General features: G+C 70.2%; 18 protein-coding genes and 1 pseudogene. 11 read left to right on the top strand and 8 right to left on the bottom strand.

The genetic code is table 11. The features are described from left to right. Positions 1 to 86: 86 nt before the first annotated feature. On the top strand, positions 87 to 1,244 hold the full coding sequence (locus ACGFWE_RS14480) for an acyl-CoA dehydrogenase family protein (protein WP_352384389.1): 1,158 nt from the start codon (positions 87 to 89) through the stop codon (positions 1,242 to 1,244). 36 nt (positions 1,245 to 1,280) lie between these two features. Continuing rightward, entirely contained in the window at positions 1,281 to 2,147 is an 867-nt protein-coding gene (locus ACGFWE_RS14475; protein ID WP_352384253.1) for an acyl-CoA thioesterase II, read from the top strand. A gap of 7 nt (positions 2,148 to 2,154) precedes the next feature. On the opposite strand, the gene ACGFWE_RS14470 is transcribed toward ACGFWE_RS14475, so the two are convergent. After that, positions 2,155 to 2,943, bottom strand: a complete 789-nt coding sequence (locus ACGFWE_RS14470) for a phosphatase (RefSeq protein WP_393600063.1) — start codon at positions 2,941 to 2,943, stop codon at positions 2,155 to 2,157. 394 nt (positions 2,944 to 3,337) lie between these two features. On the opposite strand from ACGFWE_RS14470, the gene speB reads away from it, so the two are divergent. Both speB and ACGFWE_RS14460 read left to right on the top strand, forming a co-directional pair. Continuing rightward, positions 3,338 to 4,306 carry an agmatinase gene (speB, locus tag ACGFWE_RS14465; protein ID WP_393600062.1) on the top strand — a complete coding sequence of 323 codons (969 nt, stop codon included), beginning with the start codon at positions 3,338 to 3,340 and terminating at the stop codon, positions 4,304 to 4,306. Next, on the top strand, positions 4,303 to 5,985 hold the full coding sequence (locus ACGFWE_RS14460; protein WP_393600061.1) for a thiamine pyrophosphate-binding protein: 1,683 nt from the start codon (positions 4,303 to 4,305) through the stop codon (positions 5,983 to 5,985). Before speB ends, ACGFWE_RS14460 begins: the two co-directional genes overlap by 4 nt. Before the next feature lie 7 nt (positions 5,986 to 5,992). Here the strand turns inward: ACGFWE_RS14460 and ACGFWE_RS14455 are convergent, their stop codons facing one another. The 4 genes and pseudogenes from ACGFWE_RS14455 to ACGFWE_RS14440 form a co-directional block, all read right to left on the bottom strand. Continuing rightward, a complete protein-coding gene (locus tag ACGFWE_RS14455) occupies positions 5,993 to 6,799 on the bottom strand; it encodes an endonuclease (protein ID WP_352384246.1) in 807 nt (268 codons plus the stop codon). A gap of 190 nt (positions 6,800 to 6,989) precedes the next feature. Then, positions 6,990 to 8,435 carry an FG-GAP-like repeat-containing protein gene (locus ACGFWE_RS14450; RefSeq protein ID WP_352384245.1) on the bottom strand — a complete coding sequence of 482 codons (1,446 nt, stop codon included), beginning with the start codon at positions 8,433 to 8,435 and terminating at the stop codon, positions 6,990 to 6,992. 105 nt (positions 8,436 to 8,540) lie between these two features. Continuing rightward, positions 8,541 to 10,040: an FG-GAP and VCBS repeat-containing protein gene (locus tag ACGFWE_RS14445; RefSeq protein WP_393600060.1), complete on the bottom strand. Its 1,500-nt coding sequence runs from the start codon at positions 10,038 to 10,040 to the stop codon at positions 8,541 to 8,543. 252 nt (positions 10,041 to 10,292) lie between these two features. Beyond that, a pseudogene (locus tag ACGFWE_RS14440) lies at positions 10,293 to 12,503 on the bottom strand (glycosyltransferase family 39 protein). 143 nt (positions 12,504 to 12,646) lie between these two features. Between ACGFWE_RS14440 and ACGFWE_RS14435 the strand changes: the two are divergent. The 5 genes from ACGFWE_RS14435 (at position 12,647) to ACGFWE_RS14415 (ending at position 20,390) form a co-directional block, all read left to right on the top strand. Next, on the top strand, positions 12,647 to 13,489 hold the full coding sequence (locus ACGFWE_RS14435) for a serine hydrolase (RefSeq protein WP_352384240.1): 843 nt from the start codon (positions 12,647 to 12,649) through the stop codon (positions 13,487 to 13,489). A gap of 48 nt (positions 13,490 to 13,537) precedes the next feature. Further along, a complete protein-coding gene (locus ACGFWE_RS14430; protein WP_393600059.1) occupies positions 13,538 to 14,563 on the top strand; it encodes an esterase-like activity of phytase family protein in 1,026 nt (341 codons plus the stop codon). 97 nt (positions 14,564 to 14,660) lie between these two features. Beyond that, positions 14,661 to 18,377, top strand: coding sequence for an ABC transporter ATP-binding protein (locus ACGFWE_RS14425; protein WP_393600058.1), 3,717 nt, complete (start codon positions 14,661 to 14,663; stop codon positions 18,375 to 18,377). 73 nt (positions 18,378 to 18,450) lie between these two features. Further along, positions 18,451 to 18,840 (top strand): hypothetical protein, encoded by a 390-nt coding sequence (locus ACGFWE_RS14420; RefSeq protein ID WP_352384231.1) that lies wholly within the window; start codon positions 18,451 to 18,453, stop codon positions 18,838 to 18,840. Between the two features lie 110 nt (positions 18,841 to 18,950). After that, positions 18,951 to 20,390, top strand: coding sequence for a S28 family serine protease (locus ACGFWE_RS14415; protein WP_393600057.1), 1,440 nt, complete (start codon positions 18,951 to 18,953; stop codon positions 20,388 to 20,390). 24 nt (positions 20,391 to 20,414) lie between these two features. On the opposite strand, the gene ACGFWE_RS14410 is transcribed toward ACGFWE_RS14415, so the two are convergent. Both ACGFWE_RS14410 and ACGFWE_RS14405 read right to left on the bottom strand, forming a co-directional pair. Continuing rightward, the gene (locus ACGFWE_RS14410) at positions 20,415 to 21,056 is read right to left on the bottom strand and encodes a hypothetical protein (RefSeq protein ID WP_352384228.1); all 642 of its coding nucleotides are present in this window, start codon (positions 21,054 to 21,056) and stop codon (positions 20,415 to 20,417) included. Positions 21,057 to 21,189: 133 nt separating this feature from the next. Next, positions 21,190 to 22,986, bottom strand: coding sequence for a glycoside hydrolase family 3 protein (locus tag ACGFWE_RS14405; RefSeq protein WP_393600056.1), 1,797 nt, complete (start codon positions 22,984 to 22,986; stop codon positions 21,190 to 21,192). Positions 22,987 to 24,072: 1,086 nt separating this feature from the next. Here ACGFWE_RS14405 and ACGFWE_RS14400 point away from each other — a divergent pair. Further along, the gene (locus ACGFWE_RS14400) at positions 24,073 to 24,267 is read left to right on the top strand and encodes a DUF397 domain-containing protein (protein ID WP_352384224.1); all 195 of its coding nucleotides are present in this window, start codon (positions 24,073 to 24,075) and stop codon (positions 24,265 to 24,267) included. On the opposite strand, the gene ACGFWE_RS14395 is transcribed toward ACGFWE_RS14400, so the two are convergent. Next, positions 24,224 to 25,129 carry a helix-turn-helix transcriptional regulator gene (locus ACGFWE_RS14395; RefSeq protein WP_352384222.1) on the bottom strand — a complete coding sequence of 302 codons (906 nt, stop codon included), beginning with the start codon at positions 25,127 to 25,129 and terminating at the stop codon, positions 24,224 to 24,226. The two genes, ACGFWE_RS14400 and ACGFWE_RS14395, sit on opposite strands and share 44 nt — an antisense overlap. Before the next feature lie 404 nt (positions 25,130 to 25,533). On the opposite strand from ACGFWE_RS14395, the gene ACGFWE_RS14390 reads away from it, so the two are divergent. Beyond that, positions 25,534 to 25,791: a hypothetical protein gene (locus ACGFWE_RS14390; protein ID WP_393600055.1), complete on the top strand. Its 258-nt coding sequence runs from the start codon at positions 25,534 to 25,536 to the stop codon at positions 25,789 to 25,791. Positions 25,792 to 25,795: the final 4 nt, after the last annotated feature.

The raw sequence follows: 25,795 nt of genomic DNA, 5'->3' as shown, positions 1-25,795 counted from the left end.
GGACGGCTCTCCTTACCGGCCGGTACCTTTGAGTTCTGAGCAAGCGCTTAGACATGGACCCTTTCAGTCAGGTGGAGGTGGCGGCGGTGCGCCGTACGGTGTTCAACGAGGACCACGAGGCGTTCCGGGAGACCCTGCGCGCCTTCATCGAGGCCGAGGTCGTCCCCGTCTACGACGAGTGGTTCGCAGCCGGCCAGGCGCCGCGCGACTTCTACTACAAGCTCGCCGAGCTCGGCATCTTCGGCATCCGCGTGGACGAGGAGTTCGGCGGCGCCGGCATCGACTCGTACAAGTTCGAGGCCGTCATGTACGAGGAGACGGCCCGCGCGGGTGTGCAGTTCGGCGGCTCCGGGGTGCACGTCCTGCTGGGTCTGCCGTACATCAAGATGCTCGCCACCGACGAGCAGAAGAAGCGGTTCCTGCCGAAGTTCGTCACCGGCGAGGAGATGTGGGCCCTCGCGATGACCGAGCCGGGCACCGGCTCCGACCTCGCGGGCATGAAGACCACCGCCAAGCTCTCCGAGGACGGCACGCACTACGTCCTCAACGGCGCCAAGACCTTCATCACCGGTGGCGTCCACGCCGACCGCGTGATCGTCTGCGCCCGCACCTCCGCGCCCACCGCCGAGGACCGCCGCTTCGGCATCTCCCTGTTCGCCGTGGACACCAAGTCCGAGGGCTACTCCGTCGGCCGCAAGCTCGACAAGCTCGGCCTGAAGACCTCCGACACCGCCGAGCTCGCGTTCGTCGACGTCAAGGTGCCCGTCGAGGACCTCCTCGGCGAGGAGAACAAGGGCTTCTACTACCTCGGCCACAACCTCGCCTCCGAGCGCTGGGGCATCGCCTTCGGCGCCTACGCGCAGGCCAAGGCCGCCGTCCGGTTCGCCAAGCAGTACGTCCAGGACCGCACCGTCTTCGGCAAGACGGTCGCCTCCTTCCAGAACACCAAGTTCGAGCTGGCCGCCTGCCAGGCCGAGGTCGACGCGGCCGAGGCCGTCGCCGACCGCGCGCTCGAGGCCCTCGACGCCGGCGAGCTCACCCCCGCCGAGGCCGCCTCCGCCAAGCTGTTCTGCACCGAGGTCGCCCACCGTGTGATCGACCGCTGCCTCCAGCTGCACGGCGGCTACGGCTTCATGAACGAGTACCCGATCGCCCGCCTGTACGCGGACAACCGCGTCAACCGCATCTACGGCGGCACCAGCGAGATCATGAAGACGATCATCGCGAAGGACATGGGTCTGTAAGCCGCCCGCAATCACCGGCCGGTACAAAAGAACCCCATGAGCCAGGCACTTCAGGACCTCCTCGATCTGCTCGACCTCGAGCAGATCGAGGAGGACATCTTCCGTGGCGACTCCCGCCCCGCCGTCGTCCCCCGCGTCTTCGGCGGGCAGGTCGCGGCGCAGGCGCTGGTCGCCGCCGGGCGCACGGTCCCCGAGGACCGGCTCGCCCACTCCCTGCACGCGTACTTCCTGCGCCCCGGCGACCCGGGCGCGCCGATCGTCTACACCGTCGACCGCATGAACGACGGCCGGTCCTTCACGGCCCGCCGCGTCCTCGCGGTCCAGCACGGCCAGCCGATCTTCGCCCTCTCCGCCTCGTTCCAGCGGTACGAGGACGGCTTCGAGCACCAGGCCGCCATGCCGGCCGCCCCCGACCCGGCGACGCTGCCCACCTCCGCGGACCGGCTGCGCGGCTACGACCACCTGGACCCGGCGGTCGTCGAGCGGTTCCTCGAGGCCCGCGAGGCGATCGACCTGCGGTACGTCGACGAACCGCCGTTCGGAAAGTTCGGCGAGCCGCGCGAACCGCACTCCCAGGTCTGGTTCCGCACCAACGGCAAGCTCGCGGACGACCCGCTGCTGCACGTCGTCCTCGCCACGTACGTCTCCGACATGACGCTCCTCGACTCGGTCCTGCTCGCGCACGGCCGCGGCGGCTGGGCGGTCGGTGACGTCGTCGGGGCCTCGCTGGACCACGCGATGTGGTTCCACCGGCCCTTCCGCGCCGACGAATGGCTCCTGTACGACCAGGAGTCCCCGTCGGCCTCCGGCGGCCGGGGCCTGGGCCAGGCGCGCATCTACACCCAGGACGGGCGCCTCGCCGTCTCGGTGATCCAGGAGGGCGTGGTCCGCGCGCCCAGGTGAGCCACGCCTACGACAGTCCGGCCTCGCTCAGCAAATACGCCGTCATCGGGTCGTAGTGGCGCGGGCTCACCACGTGGTCGTCGAGGGGGACGGTCACCTGGACCGTGCCCTCGGCCTCGCCCACGAAGAGTGCCGGGTCGTTGGAGTCGGCGTAGCCCACCGCGTCCACGCCGTGCTGAGCGGCGTACCCCGCCCAGCCGTGGTCGGCGACGACCAGATCGGGCAGCGGGCGGCCCTCGCGCTCCAGGGCCGTGAGGACGGCCTTCATCGGGTCGCCGGAGTGGGTGTGCCACAGCGTCGCGCCGTGCTCCAGGACCGCCACGTCCGCGAACTGCATGACGTACCCCTCGTCCGTCTGCAGACCGTCCGGGATGACGACGATCTCGCAGCCGGCGGCACGCAGTGCGGCGCCGGTGGCGTGGTGGACGTCGAGCAGGCCGCCGGGGTGGCCGGTGGCGAGGAGCACCCGCTGCTGCCCGTCCGCCGCCTTGCGCAGCCGGGCCGCCATCCGCTCCAGACCTCCGACGGTCAGCTCCGGGTCGATGGTGTCCTGCCCGTACCGGTACTCCGGGTCGTCGTTGACGCCCACCCGCTCCGCCATCACCGCGAGCACGTCCTGCTCGTCGCTCCAGCGGTCCCCGAGCTCCAGACCGAACCAGTAGTGGCGGTTGCCGTTCGCCAGCTGGCGGTAGTGGGAGAGGTTGTTCTCCCGCGGGGTGGCCACCTCGCCCGCGATACGGGTCTTCACGAGGTGGTCGACGAGCTCGGCGCGGCTGGGTGTCCCGGGTATCGGCATGCCTCCCATTCTGAGGTACGCCCTCACGGGAGCGCCTCGCATCCCGCCCGCTGGGACGCGGGTCACGCGCTCATGACCGGCGCAGCGCGCTTGATGGACGTTTCCTCCATCCTGTCGCACCGCTGTGTACGAAACGCACAATTCGCGATCGTCCTCCAGCCGCCTAGTGTCGACTCGGACGGGCTGGCCCGGCTCTGGGCGGAGGGGTACCACAGCTGCCTCGCTCGCGCCCGCGGCGCTGCGTCCTCGGTGACGGAGCCGACCGATGCGGCCGTCTCGGCTGCCGGCGCGAGCGTGTCGCCGGGCGGGAGTCACGCAAGGGCCATGCCGCATAACTTCATACGTTTTGTATCGCCCTCTATGCGATGAAGCACAGGAAAGAAGGCATCACCCCATGAGCAGCAACGAGACCCCCCGCGGCCCCGTCGACTCCTCCCGCATCCCGCGCTACGCCGGACCCGCGACCTTCGCCCGGCTGCCGCGCCTCGACGAGGTCGGGCGGGCCGACGTCGCCGTCGTGGGCGTGCCCTTCGACTCGGGTGTCTCCTACCGGCCCGGCGCCCGCTTCGGCGGCAACGCGATCCGTGAGGCGTCCCGGCTGCTCAGGCCCTACAACCCGGCGCAGGACGCGTCCCCCTTCGCGCTGGCGCAGGTCGCGGACGGCGGGGACATCGCCGTGAACCCGTTCAACATCAACGAGGCCGTCGAGACGATCGAGGCGGCGGCGGACGACCTCCTCGGCACCGGCGCCCGTCTGATGACCCTGGGCGGCGACCACACCATCGCCCTCCCGCTGCTCAGGTCCGTCGCGAAGAAGCACGGCCCGGTCGCCCTGCTGCACTTCGACGCCCACCTCGACACCTGGGACACCTACTTCGGCGCCGAGTACACGCACGGGACCCCGTTCCGGCGGGCGGTGGAGGAGGGCATCCTCGACACCTCCGCCCTCTCCCACGTGGGCACCCGCGGGCCGCTGTACGGCAAGCAGGACCTGGACGACGACGCCAAGCTGGGCTTCGGCATCGTCACGTCCGCCGATATCATGCGGCGCGGCGTGGACGAGGTCGCCGACCAGCTCCGGCAGCGCATCGGGGACCGCCCCCTCTACATCTCCATCGACATCGACTGCCTGGACCCGGCCCACGCGCCCGGCACGGGCACCCCCGAGGCGGGCGGCATGACCTCCCGCGAGCTGCTGGAGATCCTGCGGGGCCTGGCATCGTGCAACCTGGTGTCGGCGGACGTCGTCGAGGTGGCCCCCGCGTACGACCACGCGGAGATCACGTCGGTGGCGGCCTCCCACACCGCCTACGAACTGACCACCATCATGTCCCGCCAGATTGCAGAGGCCCGCGCGCAGTGACTCACGACCACGACCTGGTGCTCCGTCCGACGGAGGCGCAGATCTCCGCTGCGCTCAACCCTCCTGCCGGCCGCAACGGCGGAGACCTGGTCGTGGAGACGCTGGCCGCGCTCGGCGCGACGACCGTCTTCGGCCTGCCCGGCCAGCACGCGCTCGGCGTCTTCGACGCGCTGCGCCGCTCCGACCTGCGGTACATCGGCCTGCGGGTGGAGAACAACGCGGGCTTCGCGGCGGACGCGTACGGAAGGATCACGGGGGAGGCGGCGCCGCTGCTGCTGTCGACGGGACCCGGGGCGCTGACCTCCCTGGCGGCCCTCCAGGAGGCGGCCGCCGCGTCGGCGCCGGTGCTGGCGATCAGCAGCCAGATCCCCACGGCCGGTCTCGGCGGCGGCCGCCACGGCTATCTGCACGAACTCCCGGACCAGGCCGCCTCGTTCAGGGGCGTGGTCAAGTCGGTCCACACCGTCCGCGCCCAGTCCCAGATCCCCTCCGCGATCGAGGCGGCCTGGAAGTCGGCGCTGACCGCCCCGCACGGCCCGGTGTGGGTGGAGGTCCCGCAGGACGTCCTGCTCGCCGAGACGTCGATCCCCGTGGTGACGGGCGGCGACGCCTTCCCCGAGGAGCTGCCGCCGCGCCCCGAACTCACCGCGGTGGCGGCCGACCTGCTGTCGAACGCGGCCCGGCCGGCGATCATCGCGGGCGGGGGAGTCGTACGGGCGGACGCCTCCCGCAAGCTGCGACAGCTGGCGGAGACGCTTCAGGCGCCGGTGGTCACCACGCCCGGCGGCAAGGGCGCCTTCCCCTGGACGCACCCCCTGTCCCTCCAGTCCTGGATCGAGGACCGTCACACCACGGACTTCCTGGAGGACGCGGACGTACTCCTGGTGGTCGGCTCGGGCCTGGGCGAACTCTCCTCGAACTACCACACGTTCAGGCCGCGGGGCCGGATCGTCCAGATCGAGGCCGACCTCGGCAAGCTGGAGTCCAACCACCCCGCGCTCGGCATCCACGCGGACGCGCGACTGGCGTTGCAGGCGCTGCTGGAGACGGTGTCCCCGCGGGAGGACGCGCAGGCCGCGGAGCGTGTGCGTGACGTGCTGGCCCGCGTCTCGGCCCGTATCGCCGCCCAGGAACTCACCCTGGAGCAGGACGTGTTGGCGTCGGTCCGCAAGGCACTCCCGGCCGACTCCCCGTCCTTCTGGGACATGACGATCCTCGCGTACTGGGCCTGGTCGGCCTTCGACGCGAAGGGCCCCAACCACATGCACTCGGCCCAGGGTGCCGGCGGCCTCGGCTACGGATTCCCCGCGGCGCTCGGCGCGGCGGTGGCCGATCCGACCCGCCCGGTCCTGGCGGTGTCGGGTGACGGAGGGGCGCTGTACTCGATCGCCGAGCTGGCCACGGCCCGCCAGTACGACCTGAACGTCACCTGGCTGATCGTCGACGACGGCGGCTACGGCATCCTGCGCGAGTACATGACGGACGCCTTCGGCCAGGCCACGGCGACGGAACTGACCCGTCCCGACTACGTGGCACTGGCCGAGTCCTTCGGCGTCCCCGGGGTCCGTACGACCCCGGAGACCCTCGCGGACGACCTGTCCAAGGCGCTCGGCTCACCGGGGCCGTCGGTGGTGGTGCTTCCGGCGGTGCTGCGGATGTTCGCGCCGACGCACCGGTAGCCGGGTCCTACCAGATCGCCTCGACCCACTCCGGGTGGTCGATGAACGGGTTGCGGTTGTGCTGGTAGGTGTCGTAGATGACCTGGTTGCGCTTCTCCTCGAAGGCGCTCGGCGGGTCCGCCTCGTTCCACGCCTTGAGGACGGAGAGCTTGCCGATGTACGGGTTGGAGCCGTTGCCGACCTTCTCGTTGGGCTCCAGGTCGGCGAAGCCGTCGCCGCCGTCGTAGCGCACGGCCATGAAGAGGATCATGCGGGCCACGTCGCCCCGGTCCGCGGCGCGCGGCGCGAAGGAGTCGGAGTCGACGGTGCTGCCGCCGCCGTTGGTGACGGCGCTGCCGCCGTTGTCGAAGTCGAGGTTGCCGCGGATGCTGTTGACCTGGACGTCCGCGGGGCGCAGGTGGTGCAGGTCGGTGCCGGGCCCGGTCACCTCACCGAAGTCGCCGTGGGACTTGGCCCACACGTGCTCACGGTTCCAGTCGCCCGTGTCGCCGCCGTTGAGGGACTTGCTGCGGGAGACGCCGCTGTACAGCAGGATCACGTTGCTGCTGTTGTTCGGGTCCTGGTCGGTGACCTTGAGCGCGTCCCAGACCGCGGAGTACGAGATCTTCGAGACGTTGGCGCTGATGATCGTGTGCAGGGAGGACTTCAGGCTCGTGCCCGTCTTGCCGACCGCGTTCTTGTAGTACGTCGCGTCGTACGCGGTCGTCGTGGCGGCGGCCGGGGTCGTGGTCACGACCGGGGCGGCGAGCCCGACCAGCACGGCGGCGGTGGTGAGCGCCACCGACTTCCAGCTGCGGATGCGTGTCGCCAGCATAAAGGGGGTCCCATCTACGCGGGTTGAATGGAGGCGGCACTGGGAGCGTGACATGGACATGCGGCGGTGTAAATGGATGGCACGTGTCCATTGGGTGACCTGAAACGGCAAATCAGGCCTTGTCTACGCGAGTTGACACGCCGAGCGCCCCCAGGAGCACGAGGGCTCCTGGGGGTTGCTGGAAGAGGACTCAGGGGAGAAGGACGGCGCCCAGTCTCGGGGAGCCGGACGTAGAGACGCCCAGGGAAGACGGGCCGAAGGTGACCGCGTTCTTCGTGGTCAGGCCGGTGACGGCGCCGCGCAGGTGCCATACGGCGCCGTCCGCGCCGTTCTCCCCGTCGGCGCTCACGGACAGGTCCGCGTGACCGTCGCCGTTGAGGTCGGCGAGGTGCACGGCGGCACCGAAGTGGTCGTTCGGCTCGTTCGCGCCGGGCAGGCCGTCGGCGTCCTGGCTGAAGGACTGGGCGCCGGAGGCGGTCAGTCCGGAGGACGAGCCGCGCAGCAGCGTGACCATGCCGGTGAGGTCCGCCGAGCCGATCTTCTCGTAGAACGCCGACACGGCCGCGTCGGCGTATCCGTCGCCGTTGACGTCGCTGAGAGAGAGGGAACCGCCGAAGTGGTCGTTTGTCTCGTCCGCGCCCGGAACGCCCTGGGTGTCCTGGTCGATCGTCCGGCCCGGCTCCGGATCGACGCCCGTGGCCCCGCCGAGGTGGGTGCTGACGGAACCGCCGAGGTTGCCCTCGGCCGCACCCCAGTGCTCGCCGGTGAGCAGGTCGTCGTATCCGTCGCCGTCGATGTCGCCGATGGCCGCGGTCTCGCTGTACTCGGCCATCACGGCCTGGTAGGCGAGGCCCACGGTGGAGCCCTGGAACACCATCGCGGCGTCGTACGACGTGTGGTCGTCGAGGTAGGCGCCGCTGACGACGAGGTCCTCGGGGCCGTCGCCGTTCAGGTCGCCGGAGACGAGGGAGACGGCACCCCCGGCGCCGGTGCGGAGCGGTGCGGTGATGCTGTACTTCGACGCGGCGCCCGACGCCTTGGTGAAGCCGCCCTTGCTGACCCAGACGTCCTTGCCCGTGCTGCCGGCGGCGAGGTCGGGCTTGCCGTCACCGCTGAAGTCGCCGACGGCGAGGGACTGGCCGAAGCGGTCGTGGGCGGTGGGGGCGGGATCGGCGGACGTACGGCCGCCGGACAGGCCCGAGGCGCCGCCCCAGACGATGATCACGGTTCCGCCGTCGGCGTCGGAACCGAGGTCCTCGCCGGGCGCCGAGACCACGAGGTCCGCGTATCCGTCGTTGTTCAGGTCGCCGGAGACGAGCGCGGAGCCGAAGTTATCGTCGTGCTCGGCGGTACCGGGGATGCCGCCGGTGTTCTGGGTGATGACCGTACGGCGGGTCGCGCTGACGCCGGACTGCGAGCCGTAGGTGACGACCACGGCCCCGGCGCCCGTCTGTCCGCCCACGGTCGCGGAGGGCGCGGCGGTCACCAGGTCGCGGTAGCCGTCGCCGTTGAAGTCGTCGTGGTACCTGGCGGTGGCCGCGGACGCCGGAGCGGTCAGGGCGAGCGGGGTGAGGCCCGCGACGAGAAGGGCGGCCAGGGCGGTGGAGGCGGAGAGGGAAGTGGGGGTGCTGCGCAAGGGAGTTGTCTCCTGGACGGCGTGGGCCGGGCCCGTGACGGCCGGGCCCCAAGGGCGGTCGACCGGTCACAGGCCCGGCGTGGGATGCCTGTGCGAAGGGGAGCGCTAGTCGGCGAAGAGTGCGCCGAACTGGGCGGTGCCCGAGGTGGAGACGCCGACCGAGGTCACGGACAGGGCGCGGGCGCCGGTCGTGCCGATCTTCGTGCCGGTGGAGGGCAGGTAGGTCACCGCTCCGTCGCCGCCGTCCTCGTACGACCCGATGACCAGGTCGGCCCTGCCGTCACCGTTGACGTCGTCGAGCTTGACGTCGGCGCCGAACAGGTCCCTCTTCTCGTCGGTGCCGGGGACGCCCGCCGTGCTCTGCGCGAAGGACTGCAGGCCGGTGGAGGTGTTGATGCCGCTCGCGGAGCCGTACATGACGGTGACCATGCCGGCGTTGGTGACGCTGCCGAGGTCCTCGTTCGGGGTGGAGACGACCAGGTCCTGGTAGCCGTCGCCGTTGACGTCGCCCAGGTCCAGGTCCCAGCCGAAGGCGTCACCCTTCTCCGAACTGCCGGGGACGTTCCCGGTGTTCTGGGTGATGCCGGTGGTCGAGGCGGGGCCGGACGCGGAGCCGTAGGTGATGCTGACCTTGCCGCCGTTCGCGGAGTCCGGGATGGTCTGGCCGTCGCCGGAGGTGGCGTCCCAGCCGGCGCCGGTGACGATGTCGCCGTAGCCGTCGCCGTTGATGTCGCCGATGCCGGTGACGATGCCCGGCTTGAGGGTCTTGACGCCCGCGACGCTCAGACCGCTCGCGGTGCCCGGCACCCAGTAGTTGGTGTTCCAGCCGTTGTCCGTCTGCGTCTCGTAGCCGTCGACCACCAGGTCGGTGCGGCCGTCGCCGTTCACGTCGCCGGCGGTGAGCTGCTGAGGGCCGTAGGGGAAGCCGGACGAGCCGGGCATGATCGGCGGCTTGACGGTGTAGCGGCCGCCGGGCAGGCCGGTGGAGCTGCTGAAGCCGCCCTTGTAGACGTAGAGGGTGGCGGAGGAGTTGCCGACGGCCAGGTCGGCCTTGCCGTCGCCGTCGAAGTCGCCGGCGGCCAGGGACAGGCCCCAGTTGTCGTGCGAGGAGACGGCCGGGTCGGGTACGTCGCTCGCCTTGCCGGTGAGGCCGCTCGCCGAGCCCCACAGGATCGCGAGGGCGCCGCCGTCGGTGTCGGTGCCGACCTTCTCGTACGGCGAGGCCACGGCGAGGTCGTCGTACCCGTCGCCGTTGAAGTCGGCGTAGGCCGTCGCGCCGCCGAACAGGTCTCCGGTCTCGGCGTTGCCGGGCACGGTGCCGGAGTTCTGGCTGAGGACCGTGCGCTTGGCCGAGGTCACGCCGGAGCCCGTGCTGCCGTAGAGGGCGACGACCTGGCCGGCGTTGGCGTGCCCGCTGACGGAGGCGGTGGCGGCCGTGGCCAGGACGTCGCCGATGCCGTCGCCGTTGAAGTCGGCCTTGGCGACCTTGAACGAGTCGGCGGCGGTGGCCGTCGTCGCCGAGACAGCGAGCAGACCGCCCGTCAGCGCGGCAGCGGCGGCCGTCGCGAGGGCGAGTCTGAGGTGCGGGTGGTGCTTCTGGTGCATGCCGGATTCTCCTGCTGCATGCGGGGGATGCCTGCGGGCATCCGCGTCGATGGGGTGCGGACCGTCCGTGTTTGCCTGGTGTTGTCCTGCGGGACACGGGCGGTTGGCGATCAGGAGACTTCTGGTGGGGCCCGAGGGTTGTACGGGACGCCGGTGGCTCTTCACCGGCACCGGTCGGGCGTACGACGATGTCCCGCGCCCTTTCCGGAAGAGCGCGGGACATCGTCGTAGGGCGGACAGCCGGTGTGGTGGTCAGCCGACGTCCGAGGGGTCCAGCCGGTAGATCGTCGAGGTGCTGTTCGACTGGCCGCTCTGCGAAGAAGAGCTGCCGGTGCTGTAGTCGCTCTCCTTCACCGCCGTGCCGTTCTTCTGCACCCAGTTGGTGATCTCCTGGCTGAGGCTGCTGTTGCCGCCCATGCCTCCGCCGCCGAGCTGGATGTAGTGCAACTCGCCCTTCTTCACCAGCTCCTCGAGCCTGGCGAGGGTCATCGCCCGGTCGGTGCCGGTGAAGCCCCACATGGAGATGACGGGCTTGTGCGTGCTGAGGATCAGCTGGCCGGCACCCTGCGAATTGGACACCGCCAGCAGCCACTTGGCGCCGTCCTGGTGCTTCTCCAGGTACGAGATCAGGGCGCTGTCGACGGTGCCGCCCATACCGCCACCGCCACCGCCCGTTCCCGCGCCGGGCCTACCGGTCGTGCCGCCGGTCCCGCCGGGAGCCGTACCGCCGCCCGGGAACTCCCCGCTGGTGCCGCCCGGCGCCCCGCCCTGCGGGAGCTCACCGGTGCCGCCACCGGGCTGCATCTGACCGCCTCCGGCGCCGGGGAGCTCCCCGCCCGCCCGGCCGCCCTGCTGGGTGCCGTTCTGCCCGCCGCCGTTGCCGCCGCCGAAGCCGCCCCGGCCGCCCCCGCCCCCCGGACCGCCCATGCCGCCCCCGGTCGACGGACCCGCCGTCGGGTTGGTGCCGCCCATGCCGCCGGAGGCGGAGGAGAGGGCCGGTGAGGCGGCGTACGCCGTCGGACCCGCGAGGGCCGCCACGATCGCCGCCGCGACGGACACCCCGAGCAGCCGCAGCCGCGTCCCCGAGCCCGCCGTACGGAAGACGAACAGGCCCACGATCGCGAGGACCATGAGGACGCCGACGGCCGGCCACAGCCAGGTGTTCCAGCCGGCGGCCCGGCGCAGCAGCACGATCGCCCAGATTCCGGTGACCGCGAGCCCGGCCGGCAGCACCCAGGACCAGCGGGCGTCACCGCCGCGGAAGGCGCGCCACAGCATGACGCCGCCCGCGCCGGTCAGCGCCGCGATGCCGGGGGCGAGCGCGGTCGTGTAGTACGGGTGCATGGTGCCCTCGGCCATCGCGAAGGTCAGGTAGTGCAGCACCAGCCAGCCGCCCCACAGGACGAGCGCGGCCCGTGTCATGTCGGTGCGCGGGGCCCGGCCGCACAGCACCAGGCCGGCGACGAGCGCGAGGAACGCGAAGGGGATCAGCCAGGAGATCTGGCCGCCGAGGATGTCGTTGAACATCCGGCCGATGCCCGCGGTACCGGCGAAGGTGCCGCCCCCGCCGCCCCCACCGCCGCCTCCGCCGTTGCCCTCGCCGCCGAGGACCCGGCCCAGGCCGTTGTAGCCCATGATCAGGTTCCAGGCGGAGCCGTCGGTCGAACCGCCGATGTAGGGCCGGTCGTCGGCCGGGACGAGGGACACCGCCGTCGCCCACCAGAAGCTGGAGACCACCAGCGCCACTGCCGCGAGGGCCAGGTTGACGGCCTTCTTCCGCCAGCCGAGCTTCGAGGCGTACACGTACACCGCGAAGACGGCCGGCAGGGCGATGTACCCCTGGAGCATCTTGGTGTTGAAGGCGAGCCCGAACAGGACCGCCGAGCCGATCAGCGGCAGCAGCCTGTCGGTGCGCACCGCGCGCAGCGCGAGGGCCGCGCCGCCGACCATCAGCAGGACGAGGACGGTGTCGGGGTTGTTGTCCCGGTCGATCGCGACGGTGATCGGGGTCAGCGCGAGGACGAGCGCGGCGATCGCGGCCGCCACGTGCCCGAACGCCCGCTTCACGGAGGCGTGCAGGATCCAGATGGTGCCGAGGGCGGCCGCGATCTCGGGCGCCATCATCTGCCAGGTGCCGAAGCCGAAGACCCGGCACGACAGCCCCATGATCATCAGCGCGAAGGGCGGCTTGTCGACGGTGAGGAAGTTCCCCGCGTCGAGCGAGCCGAAGAATCAGGCTTTCCAGCTCTGCGTACCGCTGTAGATCGCGGCGCTGTAGAAGCTGTTGAGGCTGTTTCCGCTCAGGTTCCAGCCGTACAGGACGCCGGCCAGGACCAGGATCGCGAGCAGGACGGGCAGCGACCAGCGCGGGGCCTTGTCCGGGGGCGCCGCGGGCGGGGCCGGCGGTGGCCGGTCGGCGGACACGGTCTCGGCGTGGGGGTGGGGATCGGTGGCAGATGTCACCCGGGCATCGTGCGAAGCGCGGTTGGGTGAGGGCTGTGACGTAGCTGGCGCCATCCTGTGAAAAAGCCACGGGTTGGGTAACGGCTCGCACAACCATTCCCCATGCGTACAACCATTCGCCCCCGGTCGAGAGTCAACAGGGCATGACACGGGGGATATTCAGACACAGGAAATGGATCGCGGCGGGCGCGCTGGCCGCGTGCGTCGCCGTCGCCACGCCGGCCGCCGCCGCGACCGCACCGGCCGTCAGCTGCACGTCCGCCAAGGCGGGCCTCGCCGACAAACTCAAGCGGGACATCACGTCCGCCCTGGCCAACCGCTCCGGCACCGTCGCCGTGGGCCTCTACGACCGTACGACCAAGACCACCTGCACCCTGCGCTCCTCGACCGCCTACGACTCGGCGAGCGTGGTCAAGGTGACCGTCCTCGCCACGCTGCTGTGGGACGCGAAGAAGCACAACCGGTATCTGACCGACCGTGAGAACACCCTCGCCAAGGCCATGATCACCAAGTCGGACAACGACGCGACCAGCAAGCTGTGGCGTCAGCTCGGCCTGACCAAGATCAAGGGCTTCCTCACCGCGGCCGGCATGACCCAGACCAAGCCGGGGGCGAACGGCTACTGGGGCCTGACCCAGATCACCGTCACCGACGAGCAGAAGCTGCTCAAGCTGGTCACCGCGAGCAACACGGTCCTGAGCGACAACGCGCGTGCCTACATCCTGAAGCTGATGGGCCAGGTCATCTCCTCGCAGCGCTGGGGGACACCGTACGGCGCCGGGTCGGGCATCGCCTGGCACGTCAAGAACGGCTGGCTCCAGCGCTCCACGCACGGCTGGCGGGTGCACAGCGTCGGCACCTTCAAGGGCGGCGGCCACGACTACATGATCACGGTGCTCACGCACGGCAACAGCTCCATGAACTACGGCATCACCACGATCCAGGGTGTCGCCAAGGTCGTCCACCGGGATCTCGCGGCGAGCTGACGCCTGCCGGACTCCCGCACGTCACCGGCCCGTCCTACGGTGACGCCCATGCAGCTGAGAACCGTACTCGCGACCACCACCGCGGCCCTGGCGGCGGCGGCCTGCCTCGCGGCCACAGGCCCGGCGCAGGCCGCCGCGCCGGAGAGCCACGCCTGCTCCCCGTCCGTCTCCCTCGACCGCTTCTCCGACGCGCTCGACAAGACGACGTACGACGGCACCTTCGTCGGCAACCTCTCCGCGCTCGCGGTGGACCGGGACGGCTCCCTGGCCGCCCTCTCGGACCGCTCCTCGCTGTTCTCCCTGGACGCGAGGACCCTGGCGCCGAGGTCGGTCGTCCCGCTCGCCGACGAGAACGGCGCCGCGCTGGACTCCGAGGGCCTGGCGATCGAGAAGGACGGCACCCGGTTGATCACCTCGGAGACCGAGCCGTCGATCCGCCGCTACGGCACCGACGGCACGATCCTCGACCGTCTCCCCGTCCCGGCCTCCCTCCAGGTCGCCCCGGCGGGCCGCGCCACCTCGAACCAGACCTTCGAGGGCCTGACCCTCATGAACGGCGGCCGCACCCTGCTCGCCTCCATGGAGTACGCGCTGTCCGGCGACACGGCCGGCACGGTCCGCTTCCAGACCTGGCAGCGGCACGGGAAGGGCTGGAAGCCCGGGGCCCAGTACGCCTACCGCACCGACGCCGCCTTCCTCGGCGTCCCCGAGGTCCAGGCCCTCCCCGACGGCCGCCTCCTCGTCCTGGAACGCGGCTTCACCCCGGGCGTCGGCAACACGGTCCGCCTCTACCTGGCCGCCCTCCGCCACGCGACGGACACCAGCGGCGTCGAGAACCTGACCGGCCAGTCCGGCGTACGCCTGATCACAAAGACCCTGCTCACGGACATCGCGAGCTGCCCGACCCTGGGCGCGACGGCCAAGCAGCCCCAGCCGAACCCCCTCCTCGACAACATCGAGGGCATGGCGATCACCGGCCACGACAAGGGCCGCCTCAAGGTCCTCCTGGTCAGCGACGACAACCAGAACGCCGTACAGACGACGCGGTTCTACTACCTCGGCGTGCGGGTCTGACCCTCGGGAATATTGCGGAGGGATGAAATCCGCTTACTTCGGCGTTGGTGCCTTCCGGTAGATCAGGACGACCGACAGACACACCGGAGGGCACCGCGTGGAACCGCAACGGGGCTGGGCACGACGACTGGCCGGGTACGCCTGGCGCTACCCGAAGGACGTCGTCCTCGCTCTCGGTTCCTCCCTGGGCGGCATGGCCGTCATGGCGCTCGTCCCCCTGGTCACCAAGGTGATCATCGACGACGTCATCGGTGATCACACCAGGGACATGGCTCCCTGGGCCGGTGCCCTGATCGGCGCGGCGCTCCTCGTCTACGTCTTCACCTACGTCCGCCGCTACTACGGCGGGCGTCTCGCCCTCGACGTCCAGCACGACCTGCGCACGGAGATGTTCGGCACGATCACCCGCCTCGACGGCCGCCGCCAGGACGAGCTGTCCACCGGCCAGGTCGTCGGCCGGGCCACCAGCGATCTCCAGCTGATCCAGGGCCTGCTCTTCATGCTGCCCATGACGATCGGCAACGTCGCCCTCTTCGTGATCTCCCTGGTCGTGATGGCCTGGCTGTCGATCCCGCTCACCCTGGTCGCCCTGGCGGTGGCCCCGGCCCTGTGGTGGATCGCGAAGCGCTCCCGCTCCAAGCTGCACCCCGCCACCTGGTACGCCCAGGCCCAGGCCGCCGCCGTCGCGGGCGTGGTCGACGGCGCGGTCAGCGGCGTCCGCGTGGTGAAGGGTTTCGGCCAGGAGGACCAGGAGACGGGCAAGCTCCGGGAGGTCGGCCGCCGCCTGTACGCGGGCCGGCTGCGCACGATCCGCTTCAACTCGAAGTACACCCCGGCCCTCCAGGCCGTGCCCGCCCTCGGCCAGGTCGCGATGCTGGCCGTCGGCGGCTGGCTCGCCGTCCGCGGTCACATCACGCTCGGCACCTTCGTCGCCTTCTCCACCTACCTCGCCCAGCTCGTCGGCCCGGTCCGCATGCTCGCCATGGTCCTCACGGTCGGCCAGCAGGCCCGCGCCGGCACCGAGCGCGTCCTGGAGCTGATCGACACCGAGCCGTACCTGAAGGACGGCACCAAGGAGCTCCCCGCCGACGCGCCGGCCACCGTCGAGTTCGACGACGTGTCCTTCGGCTACGACCATGCCCTCGGCAAAACCAGCCCGGTTCTCGACGGGCTCAGCTTCGAGATCCGCGCCGGCGAGACCCTCGCGGTCGTCGGCTCCTCCGGCTCGGGCAAGTCCACGGTCTCGCTCCTGCTCCCGCGCTTCTACGACGTCACCCACGGCGCCGTCCTCATCGGTGGCCACGACGTCCGCGAACTCACCCTGGACTCCCTGCGGGCCGCGATCGGCCTGGTCCCCGAGGACTCCTTCCTGTTCTCGGACACGGTCCGCAACAACATCGCGTACGGCCGTCCCGAGGCGACGCAGGAGGAGGTCGAGAAGGCCGCCCGCGCCGCCCAGGCGGACCGTTTCATCGCCGAGCTCCCCGCGGGCTACGACACCAAGGTCGGCGAGCACGGTCTCACCCTCTCCGGCGGCCAGCGCCAGCGCGTCGCGCTGGCCCGGGCGATCCTCACCGACCCGCGCCTGCTCGTCCTCGACGACGCCACCTCCGCCGTGGACGCGCAGGTCGAGCACGAGATCCACGAAGCCCTGAAGCAGGTCATGGAGGGCCGCACGACCCTCCTCATCGCCCACCGCCGCTCCACCCTGAACCTCGCCGACCGCATCGCCGTCCTGGACGACGGCCGCCTCGCCGACGTGGGCACCCACGAGGAGCTGGAGCAGCGCTCACCCCTCTACCGCCGTCTGCTCACCGACCCCGACGGCCTCGGCGGCGTCTCCTCGGGCCACGCCCGGCCGGCCGCCGTACAGGAGGACACCTCCGTACGCGACGAGCTGGACGCCGAGTTCGACGCCGAGCGCGGAGTCACCCCCCGCCTGTGGACCGGCGACCGCGAGCGCAAGGACACAGCTCTGGCCGGCACCCCGGCCACCCCCGAACTCCTCGCCGAGGTCGACGCGTTGCCCCCGGCGACGGACGCCCCGGACATCGACGAGGCACGCGCGGTCACGCCCGAGGAGTCGTACGGTCTGCGGCGGCTGCTGCGGGGCTTCGGACGGCCGCTGCTGATCAGCCTGGGCCTGGTCGCCGTGGACGCCGGCATGGGCCTGCTGCTGCCGGTGATGATCCGGCACGGCATCGACGACGGTGTCTCGCGGATGGCCATGGGCGCGGTCTGGACGGCGACCCTGCTCGCCCTGCTCTCGGTCCTCGTCCAGTGGACGGCCCAGATCGGCGAGACCCGGATGACCGGACGCACCGGCGAACGGGTCCTGTACTCCCTGCGCCTGAAGATCTTCGCCCAGCTCCAGCGGCTCGGACTCGACTACTACGAGCGGGAGCTGACGGGCCGGATCATGACGAGGATGACGACGGACGTCGACGCCCTCTCCAGCTTCCTCCAGACCGGCCTGGTCACGGCGTTCGTCTCGGTCGTCACTTTCTTCGGCATCATGGGCGCCCTGCTGGTGCTCGACGTACAACTGGCGCTGGTCGTCTTCGCGACGCTGCCGCCGCTGATCATCGCCACGTACTTCTTCCGCAAGGCGAGCGTGAAGGCGTACGAACTCGCCCGGGAACGCGTCTCGCTGGTCAACGCCGACCTCCAGGAGTCGGTGTCGGGGCTGCGGATCGTGCAGGCGTTCCGGCGGGAGCGGGACGGCGGGGCGCTGTTCGCCGAGCGCAGCGACAGCTACCGCCAGGCCCGCATCCGGGGCCAGTGGCTGATCTCGATCTACTTCCCCTTCGTACAGCTGCTGTCGTCGGTCGCCGCGGCCGCCGTGCTGATCGCGGGCGCGGGCCGGGTGGAAGCGGCGACCCTGACGACCGGCGCGCTGGTCGCCTACCTCCTCTACATCGACCTGTTCTTCGCCCCGGTCCAGCAGCTCTCCCAGGTCTTCGACGGCTACCAGCAGGCGACCGTCTCCCTGGGCCGCATCCAGGAACTGCTCCAGGAACCGACGTCCACGAAGGCGGCCGAGGAGCCCCTGGAGGTCCTCTCCCTGCGCGGTGAAGTGGCCTTCGAGAACGTGCACTTCGCGTACGGGGACGACGAGGAGGCCCTCGGCGGCATCGACCTGAAGATCCCCGCCGGTCAGACGGTCGCGTTCGTCGGCGAGACGGGCGCGGGCAAGTCCACCGTGGTCAAGCTGGTGGCCCGGTTCTACGACCCGACGGGCGGCCGGGTCACCGTCGACGGCACCGACCTGCGCGCCCTGGACCTGACCTCCTACCGCCACCGCCTCGGCGTGGTCCCGCAGGAGGCGTACCTCTTCCAGGGCACCATCCGGGACGCCATCGCCTACGGCCGCCCCGACGCCACCGACGCCGAGGTCGAGGCGGCGGCCCGCGCGGTCGGCGCCCACGAGATGATCGCCACACTGGAGGGCGGCTACCTCCACGAGGTCGCCGAGCGGGGCCGCAACCTCTCGGCGGGCCAACGCCAGTTGATCGCGCTGGCCCGCGCCGAGCTGGTCGACCCCGACATCCTCCTGTTGGACGAGGCCACGGCGGCCCTGGACCTCGCCACCGAGGCCCAGGTCAACCAGGCCACCGACCGACTCGCGGGCCGTCGTACGACGCTCGTCGTGGCCCACCGCTTGACCACGGCGGCCCGCGCCGACCGGGTCGTGGTCATGGATCACGGCCGCGTCGTCGAGGACGGCACCCACGAGGAACTGCTCGCCCTGGAGGGGCGGTACGCCGAGTTGTGGCGGACGTTCGTAGGGGAGCCGGTCGAGGTGTCCCGCTGACGGTCGTGCAACCGTCCGACATACGTTGTGCGTCCGTACACCTGTACGCCCGAAAGCTGCGGGAGGGACGGCAGTGAAGAGTGGAGCGATACGGCGGCTGGCTCAGGGGCTGGCCGTGATGGCGGTGGCCGGGATGCTCGCGGTCGCCGCGCCGGGGCACGCGCATGCCGCGGCCACGTCGTGCGAGGGGCGCAAGGTCAGGTCGTTTCCGTTCTCCACCGGCACGGTGGAGGTCTACAAGCGGCGCGGCTACGTGTGCGCGGTCACGATTCCCAAGCGCCCCGGGGTCCGGCAGTACATGAAGGTGAGCCTGCGGGCGTACGGGCTGCGTCCGGTCCAGGACGCGGGCCGGTACAAGTACCGGGCCGGCCCCGTCACCGTGCACGCCGGGCAGCGGAAGGTGTGGGTGAAGGGCCAGGTCGGCCGGGGCACGTACGACTCGGACGGCTGGATCCGCCTCTGACACACAGGTTCCGCACAGGGTTTTCCCCATCAAGACGCCATCTCCCCTGGTGCCGACCGGACTTGCCCCGCTAGCGTCCGGCGGACATCTGTACTTACAGGGGAGGGTGCATGCGCAAGGCGCTCAGATGGCTTCTCACGCTGGTCGTGCTCATAGGCACGGTCGGCACGGCAGGCGCGGCCACCGCCGCGGAGCCGGAGGCCCACGGCACCGGTGCCACCACCGACATCAAGGATCAGCTCCTCGCCGTCCCGGGGATGAGCCTGATCGAGGAGAAGCCGTACACCGGTTACCGCTTCTTCGTGCTCGACTACACCCAGCCGGTCGACCACCGGCACCCGTCCAAGGGCACGTTCCAGCAGCGGATCACCGTGCTGCACAAGGACGTCAGCCGGCCGACGGTGTTCTACACCGGCGGCTACAACGTCTCCACCACGCCCCGCCGCAGTGAGCCGACCCAGATCGTGGACGGCAACCAGGTCTCCATGGAGTACCGCTTCTTCACGCCCTCCCGCCCCGCCCCGGCGGACTGGACCAAGCTGGACATCTGGCAGGCAGCCAGCGACCAGCACCGCATCTTCACGGCGCTGAAGAAGATCTACTCGAAGAACTGGATCTCCACGGGCGGCTCCAAGGGCGGCATGACGGCCACCTACTACGAGCGCTTCTACCCGCGCGACATGGACGGCGTCGTCGCCTACGTCGCCCCCAACGACGTGGTCAACAACGAGGACTCGGCCTACGACCGCTTCTTCGCGAAGGTCGGCACCGAGGAGTGCCGCGACCGGCTGAACGCGGTGCAGCGCGAGGCCCTGGTCCGGCGCGAGTCCCTGGAGAAGAAGTACGCCGAGTACGCGACGGCCGAGGGCCTCACCTTCACCACCGTCGGCAGCCTCGACAAGGCCTACGAGGCCGTCGTCCTGGACTACGTCTGGGGCTTCTGGCAGTACAACCTGCTCGCCAACTGCGGTGACGACGAACTGATCCCGCCGAACGCGAAGACCGCGACCGACGACCAGATCTGGAACTCCATCGACACGATCTCCGGCTTCTCCGCGTACGCCGACCAGGGCCTGGAGACGTACACGCCGTACTACTACCAGGCGGCCACCCAGCTCGGCGCGCCGACGATCAAGTTCCCGCACATCGAGAAGAAGTACATCCGCTACGGCTACCAGCCGCCGCGCAACTTCGTCCCGCGGGACATCCCGACCAAGTTCCAGCCGTACGCGATGCGGGACGTGGACACCTGGGTGCGGAACAACGCCCGCCACATGCTCTACGTCTACGGCCAGAACGACCCGTGGGGCGCGGAGCGGTTCCGCGTCGACAAGGGGGCGAAGGACGCGTACGTGTTCACCGCGCCCGGTATGAACCACGGGGCGAACGTCGCCGGTCTGGTCGCCGACCAGAAGGCGTTCGCCACGGCCAGGATCCTGGCCTGGGCGGGCGTCCCGGCCACGGCCGTGACCGAGGCCAAGCCGCTCGCGAAGTTCGACAGGAAGCTGGACGTACGGGACGTGGAGCGCGAGCCCACCCTGCGTCCGTAGTCCGCTCGCCGCGCCCGGCCGGGCTCACCACGGCCGGGCGCAGCCCACCGGCTGAGGACCGCCGAGCTGGACGTACAGGGCTGTGGACAGCGGACACCGGCCGCGCTCGGTGACCGCCTTCACCACCTTGTACTGCGGTTTCCGCACGCCCCGCCCGTCGCACGCGGTCTCCCTGACCTGACCGCTGCCCGAGCCGTACACACAGTCGCCGACGATGGTCCGCGGGCCGCCCCCGCCGCCGGGGTCGCCGGGATGCGGTGGCTGCAGGTTGCGCATGCAGGCGTATCCCTGGGGCACCGCCCCGTCGCCGTCCTCGTCGGAGATCCGGCTCTGCTCACTGATGTGCAGCACGAAGTCGGTGGTCGCCGGGCACGGCGGCCCGTCGGCCGTGGTGCCGTCGTGCCGGGCCACGACCCGTGCCGCCGCCCGCTCGCCGGTGCAGGGCACCTCGGTGAAGGTGGTCTTGCCGAAGGAACTGCACTCGTCGACCGCGAGGAACACCGCGCCGAACCCGGAGGTCCGGGTGGCGGACGGCGAGACGGAGGCCGGGACACTGGAGCGCTCGTCGCTCTCGCCGCCGGCCGCCGGCTGGGTGCATCCCGTCAGCAGGGCGGCGAGCAGAGCCGCCAGTACGTACACCACCCCCGTGAAAAACCTGTCGCGCATCACAGTCCCCCCGCACTACCCCCACCGCCCAGCGTGACCGTCGCGGCGGGACCACGCCAGAGATGTGGGGTCCTTTGCGCCTTTCGGGGGTGATGTACGAGTTGCGAGTCGTACGGGAAGTACGCCCCGCGCGCTATCGCCCGTACGACAGCCCGTACCCGACCGGGTACAGCACCTTGGCGGGGTCGTCCGCCCGCTGCACCGGTACCGGCAGCCTCCCGCGCGGTGCCGCCCTCCCGGCGATCACCCGCGCGGCCGCCCGCAGTTCGACGTCGGTCCAGGAGTAGGCCGCCAAGTAGGCCGGCACGGCGGGCAGTTGGGCCACGTCGTAGGGGTTGCGGATCGCGATCGCCACGACCGGCCTCCCGGTTGCCACGAGCTGCTCGACGAGCGTCTTCTGGGCGGCCGTGATGTTGTACGTCCCCACGATCACCGCGTCCGCGTCCTGTGCGGCGGCGACGGCCCGGGCGACGACGGCCGCCGTGGGTGCCGTACCGGTCGACAGGGCGGTGGCCGTGAAGCCCAGTTCGGTGAGGGCGGCGGCGAGGACGCCGGTGGGCGGGCCCGTCGTACCCGACGGAGAGGCCGGGTCGGCGCCCACGACGAGCAGCCTGCGGTGGGTACGGCGGGACAGGGGCAGCAGCCGCCGCTCGTTGACCAGCAGGGTCGTCGTACGCTCGGCGATCCTGTCCGCCGCGGCGAGGTGGGCCGGGGTGCCGACGGTCCGGGTGACACCGCCCTGGCTGACGTACGGCTCCTCGAACAGCCCCCGCCGGGCCTTGAGCCGCAGGATCCGCAGGACCGACTCGTCCAGCCGCGCCTCGGTGAGCTCTCCGTCCCGTACGGCCCTCAGGACGGCGTTCCACGCCACGTCGAGGGAGGGCGGGTTGAGGAGCTGGTCGACACCGGCCTTGAGGGCGAGGACGGGGACGCGGTCGTCGCCGTACTTCGTGCGCACCCCCTCCATGCCGAGGGAATCCGTCACCACGATCCCGTCGTAGCCGAGTTCACCGCGCAGGATGCCGGTGAGGATCGGACGGGAGAGGGTGGCCGGGTCGCCGGAGGCGTCGAGCGCCGGGAACTGGATGTGCGCGGTCATGATCGAGTCGATGCCGGCGCGGATCGCGGCCCGGAAGGGGACGGCGTCCAGCTTCTCCCACAGCTTCCGGCTGTGGGTGATGACCGGGAAGCCGTAGTGGCTGTCGACCGCGGTGTCCCCGTGCCCCGGGAAGTGCTTGGCGGTCGCGGCGACCCCGGCATCCTGGTAGCCGGCGACCTCGGCGGCCACGACCCCGGCGACTGCTTGAGGATCGGCGCCGAAGGAGCGTACGCCGATGACCGGGTTGGCCGGGTTGACGTTGACGTCGGCGACGGGGGAGTAGTTCTGCCGGATGCCGATGGCGCGCAGTTCCTGCCCCGCGATCCGGCCGAGGGTGCGGGCGTCCTTCCGCGATCCACCCGCACCCATCGCCATCGCGCCCGGGAAGAGGGTCGCGGGCTCACCGACCCGGCAGACGATCCCGTGCTCCTGGTCGGTCGAGATGAGAACCGGCAGTCCGCGCGGCTGCCGCAGTGACGCCTGCTGGATGCCGTTGGACAGATCGGCGATCTGGTGCGGATCACGGGTGTTGTGCGCCCAGGTGAAGTAGATGATCCCGCCCACCCGGTACCGGGCGATCATCTCGGCGGCCGTACGGACGCCGATCTCCTTGAGGTTGGCGTCGATGTCGGCCTGGTCGGGGGCGGTGGCGGAGTGGCCGTAGACCCGCATCACGAAGAGCTGGCCGACCTTCTCCTCGAGCGTCATACGGGAGACGAGGGAGCGGAGCCTGCTGTCGCGCTGCTGGTCGTCCGCGTGGGCGGTCCCGCTGACGGCGAGGGCCGCGGTGACGCCTGCCGTCGCGGCGAGGACGGTACGTCTGGAGGGCACGTGCGCTCCTTCCGGAGGTGATCCGCTGAAGGAAACTTCCGAGAAGTCACCAATAACCGGGAAGTTTCTGCCAGTCAAGGGAGTGCACAGTAACGTGGCACCCCGCTCCTGTTTGGGAAGGTCCGGCCGGACTCGCGGCCGGTGAGAAGCGACATGAGAACCTCCCCCCTTGGCGCGTTTCCTTCCAGGCGCTCCGTCTCCGCGTCCGGCGCCCCGTGGGCGCGCCCGATCAGCCGCAGATACTGCGGTGCCGTGAAGAGAAGCGCGGGCGGAATCCGCTCCGGTGTGTACGCCGCGTGCGCCGGACGTCCGAGCGGGTCTTCTTCGTCCGGGCCAAGCCGCCCCCGGCAACGCGGCCGGGGAAGAGGGCGCCGCCATCGACGCTGTGGAGGGGGCGCGCCGATGGCGGCGGGTGCTGCCGGCCGCAGTACGGGGGAGAGGGTTGGGTCAGCGATCGCAGCCAGCAGCGAGGCCGACGCCGCACCGCGGTGACTCTCCGGCAACGTGCCGCTTGGACGGGCGGAGGCCGGGCGGGGTTCCCGGCACGGCCCCCTTTTGCCGAAGTTGGTGCGGCTGTGACGAAAGACGAGTGTCCTCTCGGCTGACGGAGCGCCTGGCGCCGTCAGCCGGCACCAGTGGTGGCTACTTCCTTTGCCACCAGACGGCTACGAGGGAGAAGATCGCTGTTCCTATGACCGTTCCTGCAGCCGTGGCGACCGCCCTGACAATGCTGGTGGCCGTCACCCGCCCCCACCTGTCCCACAGTTTTCGTAGTGCTGTGAGGATGACGTGGGCGACGGAGTCGCTAGACTTCATGTGCGGAGTGCCTTTCTGGGATCTTCGAGTGAGCGTGCTCTGTGTGGGAGCCCCCTGGCCGGATGCTTGCCGGCAAGGCCCTGGGGCTCCCTTTCCTTTTTGAACACTTCAACGGTGTTCAGGGTGAATCGCGCGCTTATGGCATAGTTTGACCTGGTTTACTCCTTTGTGGTGCGGATCGGTTAATTGACTGCCCGAATTTCGGCCTTGTCAGGACTAATTGGATCACCCATAATTCCCCTTGCTTCGCTGGCGAGGTCTGGAGGTACGGTGAACCGTCCTGATCTGGTTTGGAAAAAGAGTGCGCGTAGTGGCCCGAGTAATTGCGTCGAAGTCGCGATCTCCGATGCGGTGTTTGTTCGGGACACGAAGTGGAGGGGTGGACTGCATATAGAATGCAGTCGTAGTGCCTGGGGGGTGTTCATTCGGAACCTGGCCCTCCGTAGGGAAGGGAGCTCCGTGTGATCGGTTTGGCGAGCTCTCTCTCTACCTGCCAGAATTCATCCAGGTAGTCTCCGGGGTCTTTTCCTTTTCCTGTCCTCGGGGATTTTTCGTTGAGGATCGTGTCCCCGTCGGGGTTTTCCAGGAAGACGACGAGATCGTCATCGGCGTTCGCGGATTCGAAGATGTGGCACGGTCCGGTGTAGAGGGGATAGACGCCCACCGTGAACGGCACATACAGGATTGTCACGTTGGGCATGTCATTGATCCGCAACAGAGCTTCGTGCTGCTGACGCATGATCGTCTCGTTGCCGACTCGTCGGTGCAGCGCGCACTCGTCCAGGATGAAGAAGAACTCGGCGTCCTCGGACTGCAGGATCTTCTGTCGCTTCATGCGAAGGTCGACCCTGAGTTCGAGATTGCTGCCATCCGGCCCCTCGCCCCCCTGGGGGAAGCTCTGCAGTACGGCTCTGGCGTACTCTTCTGTCTGCAACAGGCCCGGCGTGATGTTCGGTTCGTATGCGCGGACGATCTTGGCTGATTCCTCGTAGGCGAGGAATGCCTCGAACGCTGAGCTGATTACGGGACGGTACGGCGCGAACCACGAGGGTTGACGCGCTGCTTTCGCGAGGTCGACGAGTTCTCGCGCTTCGTCACCTTCGATTCCGTACTGGGACACGAGGGCCATGGCGTCTGTCACGCTCACGCCAATCCGGCCGTTCTCGATCCGGATCACCTTCGAGGGACTCCAGCCGAACGCATTCGCCACCTGTCGCTGGGTGAGCCCGGCCTGCTCCCTGGCCTTCTTCAGGCGGTCCCGCAGTCGTTCTCGCAGGATCATCGGGTTCTCGGACGCGGTCACAGTAGCCCTTTCAGTGGTGGACACGGCAGTCGCCTCAACTTGCCTGGACGCTGCTTCGTCACGATCGGTCCTGTGGCTTCCCCCTTCGGGACGATGTGTGGCCTCACAGGGAGACCCATATCGGACAGCCTCATCACCTCTTTGCCTGGCGCAGTCCGGGGGGTGGCGATCCACCTCCTCGCGTACACTCATAGGACAATATGCTACATAGCAAAATAGTCCTGCGTGCCTGGCTGCGGCGCAAGTCCTCGTCGGTAGATTCACCGAGAAGGATCGAAAATCTGAGGAGCCGCAGGACCTGTGACGTCAAAGGGGGTTTTGTGGTCTGGAATTTCTGCAAGCACTCGGCGGGTCAGTGGTGAGTCCCGTGTCTCCCGTGGGATCTCCAGACCATCGGGAAACACCGGTGATGCCGGCTGATCCCGGGCATGAGTGAGTCGCTGACGCTCCTGACCGTCCTCGCCGGTCTTGCCGTGACCCTGGCCCTCTTCGCCCTGCTGGCCCGCCACGTCCGGCGCCGCGGGACGGCGGGCGGGGCCCTGCGCGGCGCGCTGGCAGCACACGACGAGGCGTTCCACGGGACGGCCGCCGACTCGTACTGCGAGCTCCAGGTCCAGACGGACCGCAGGGCACCGCTGCCGGACGACCGGTGGAGGCGGGGGCCGCGCTCCGGGCGACGCGTCTGAACGG

This window comes from Streptomyces sp. NPDC048523 (assembly GCF_043199815.1).
In the GTDB taxonomy this organism is placed as follows: Bacteria; Actinomycetota; Actinomycetes; order Streptomycetales; family Streptomycetaceae; genus Streptomyces.
This window is presented reverse-complemented; position numbering and strand designations above follow the sequence as displayed.

Bases quoted from the DNA above. Each gene is read 5' to 3' on its own strand.
- ACGFWE_RS14475 (WP_352384253.1), top strand. From the start codon at position 1,281: ATGAGCCAGGCACTTCAGGACCTCCTCGATCTGCTCGACCTCGAGCAG.
- ACGFWE_RS14470 (WP_393600063.1), bottom strand. From the start codon at position 2,943: ATGCCGATACCCGGGACACCCAGCCGCGCCGAGCTCGTCGACCACCTC.
- speB (WP_393600062.1), top strand. From the start codon at position 3,338: ATGAGCAGCAACGAGACCCCCCGCGGCCCCGTCGACTCCTCCCGCATC.
- ACGFWE_RS14455 (WP_352384246.1), bottom strand. From the start codon at position 6,799: ATGCTGGCGACACGCATCCGCAGCTGGAAGTCGGTGGCGCTCACCACC.
- ACGFWE_RS14445 (WP_393600060.1), bottom strand. From the start codon at position 10,040: ATGCACCAGAAGCACCACCCGCACCTCAGACTCGCCCTCGCGACGGCC.
- ACGFWE_RS14435 (WP_352384240.1), top strand. From the start codon at position 12,647: ATGACACGGGGGATATTCAGACACAGGAAATGGATCGCGGCGGGCGCG.
- ACGFWE_RS14430 (WP_393600059.1), top strand. From the start codon at position 13,538: ATGCAGCTGAGAACCGTACTCGCGACCACCACCGCGGCCCTGGCGGCG.
- ACGFWE_RS14415 (WP_393600057.1), top strand. From the start codon at position 18,951: ATGCGCAAGGCGCTCAGATGGCTTCTCACGCTGGTCGTGCTCATAGGC.
- ACGFWE_RS14410 (WP_352384228.1), bottom strand. From the start codon at position 21,056: ATGCGCGACAGGTTTTTCACGGGGGTGGTGTACGTACTGGCGGCTCTG.
- ACGFWE_RS14390 (WP_393600055.1), top strand. From the start codon at position 25,534: ATGAGTGAGTCGCTGACGCTCCTGACCGTCCTCGCCGGTCTTGCCGTG.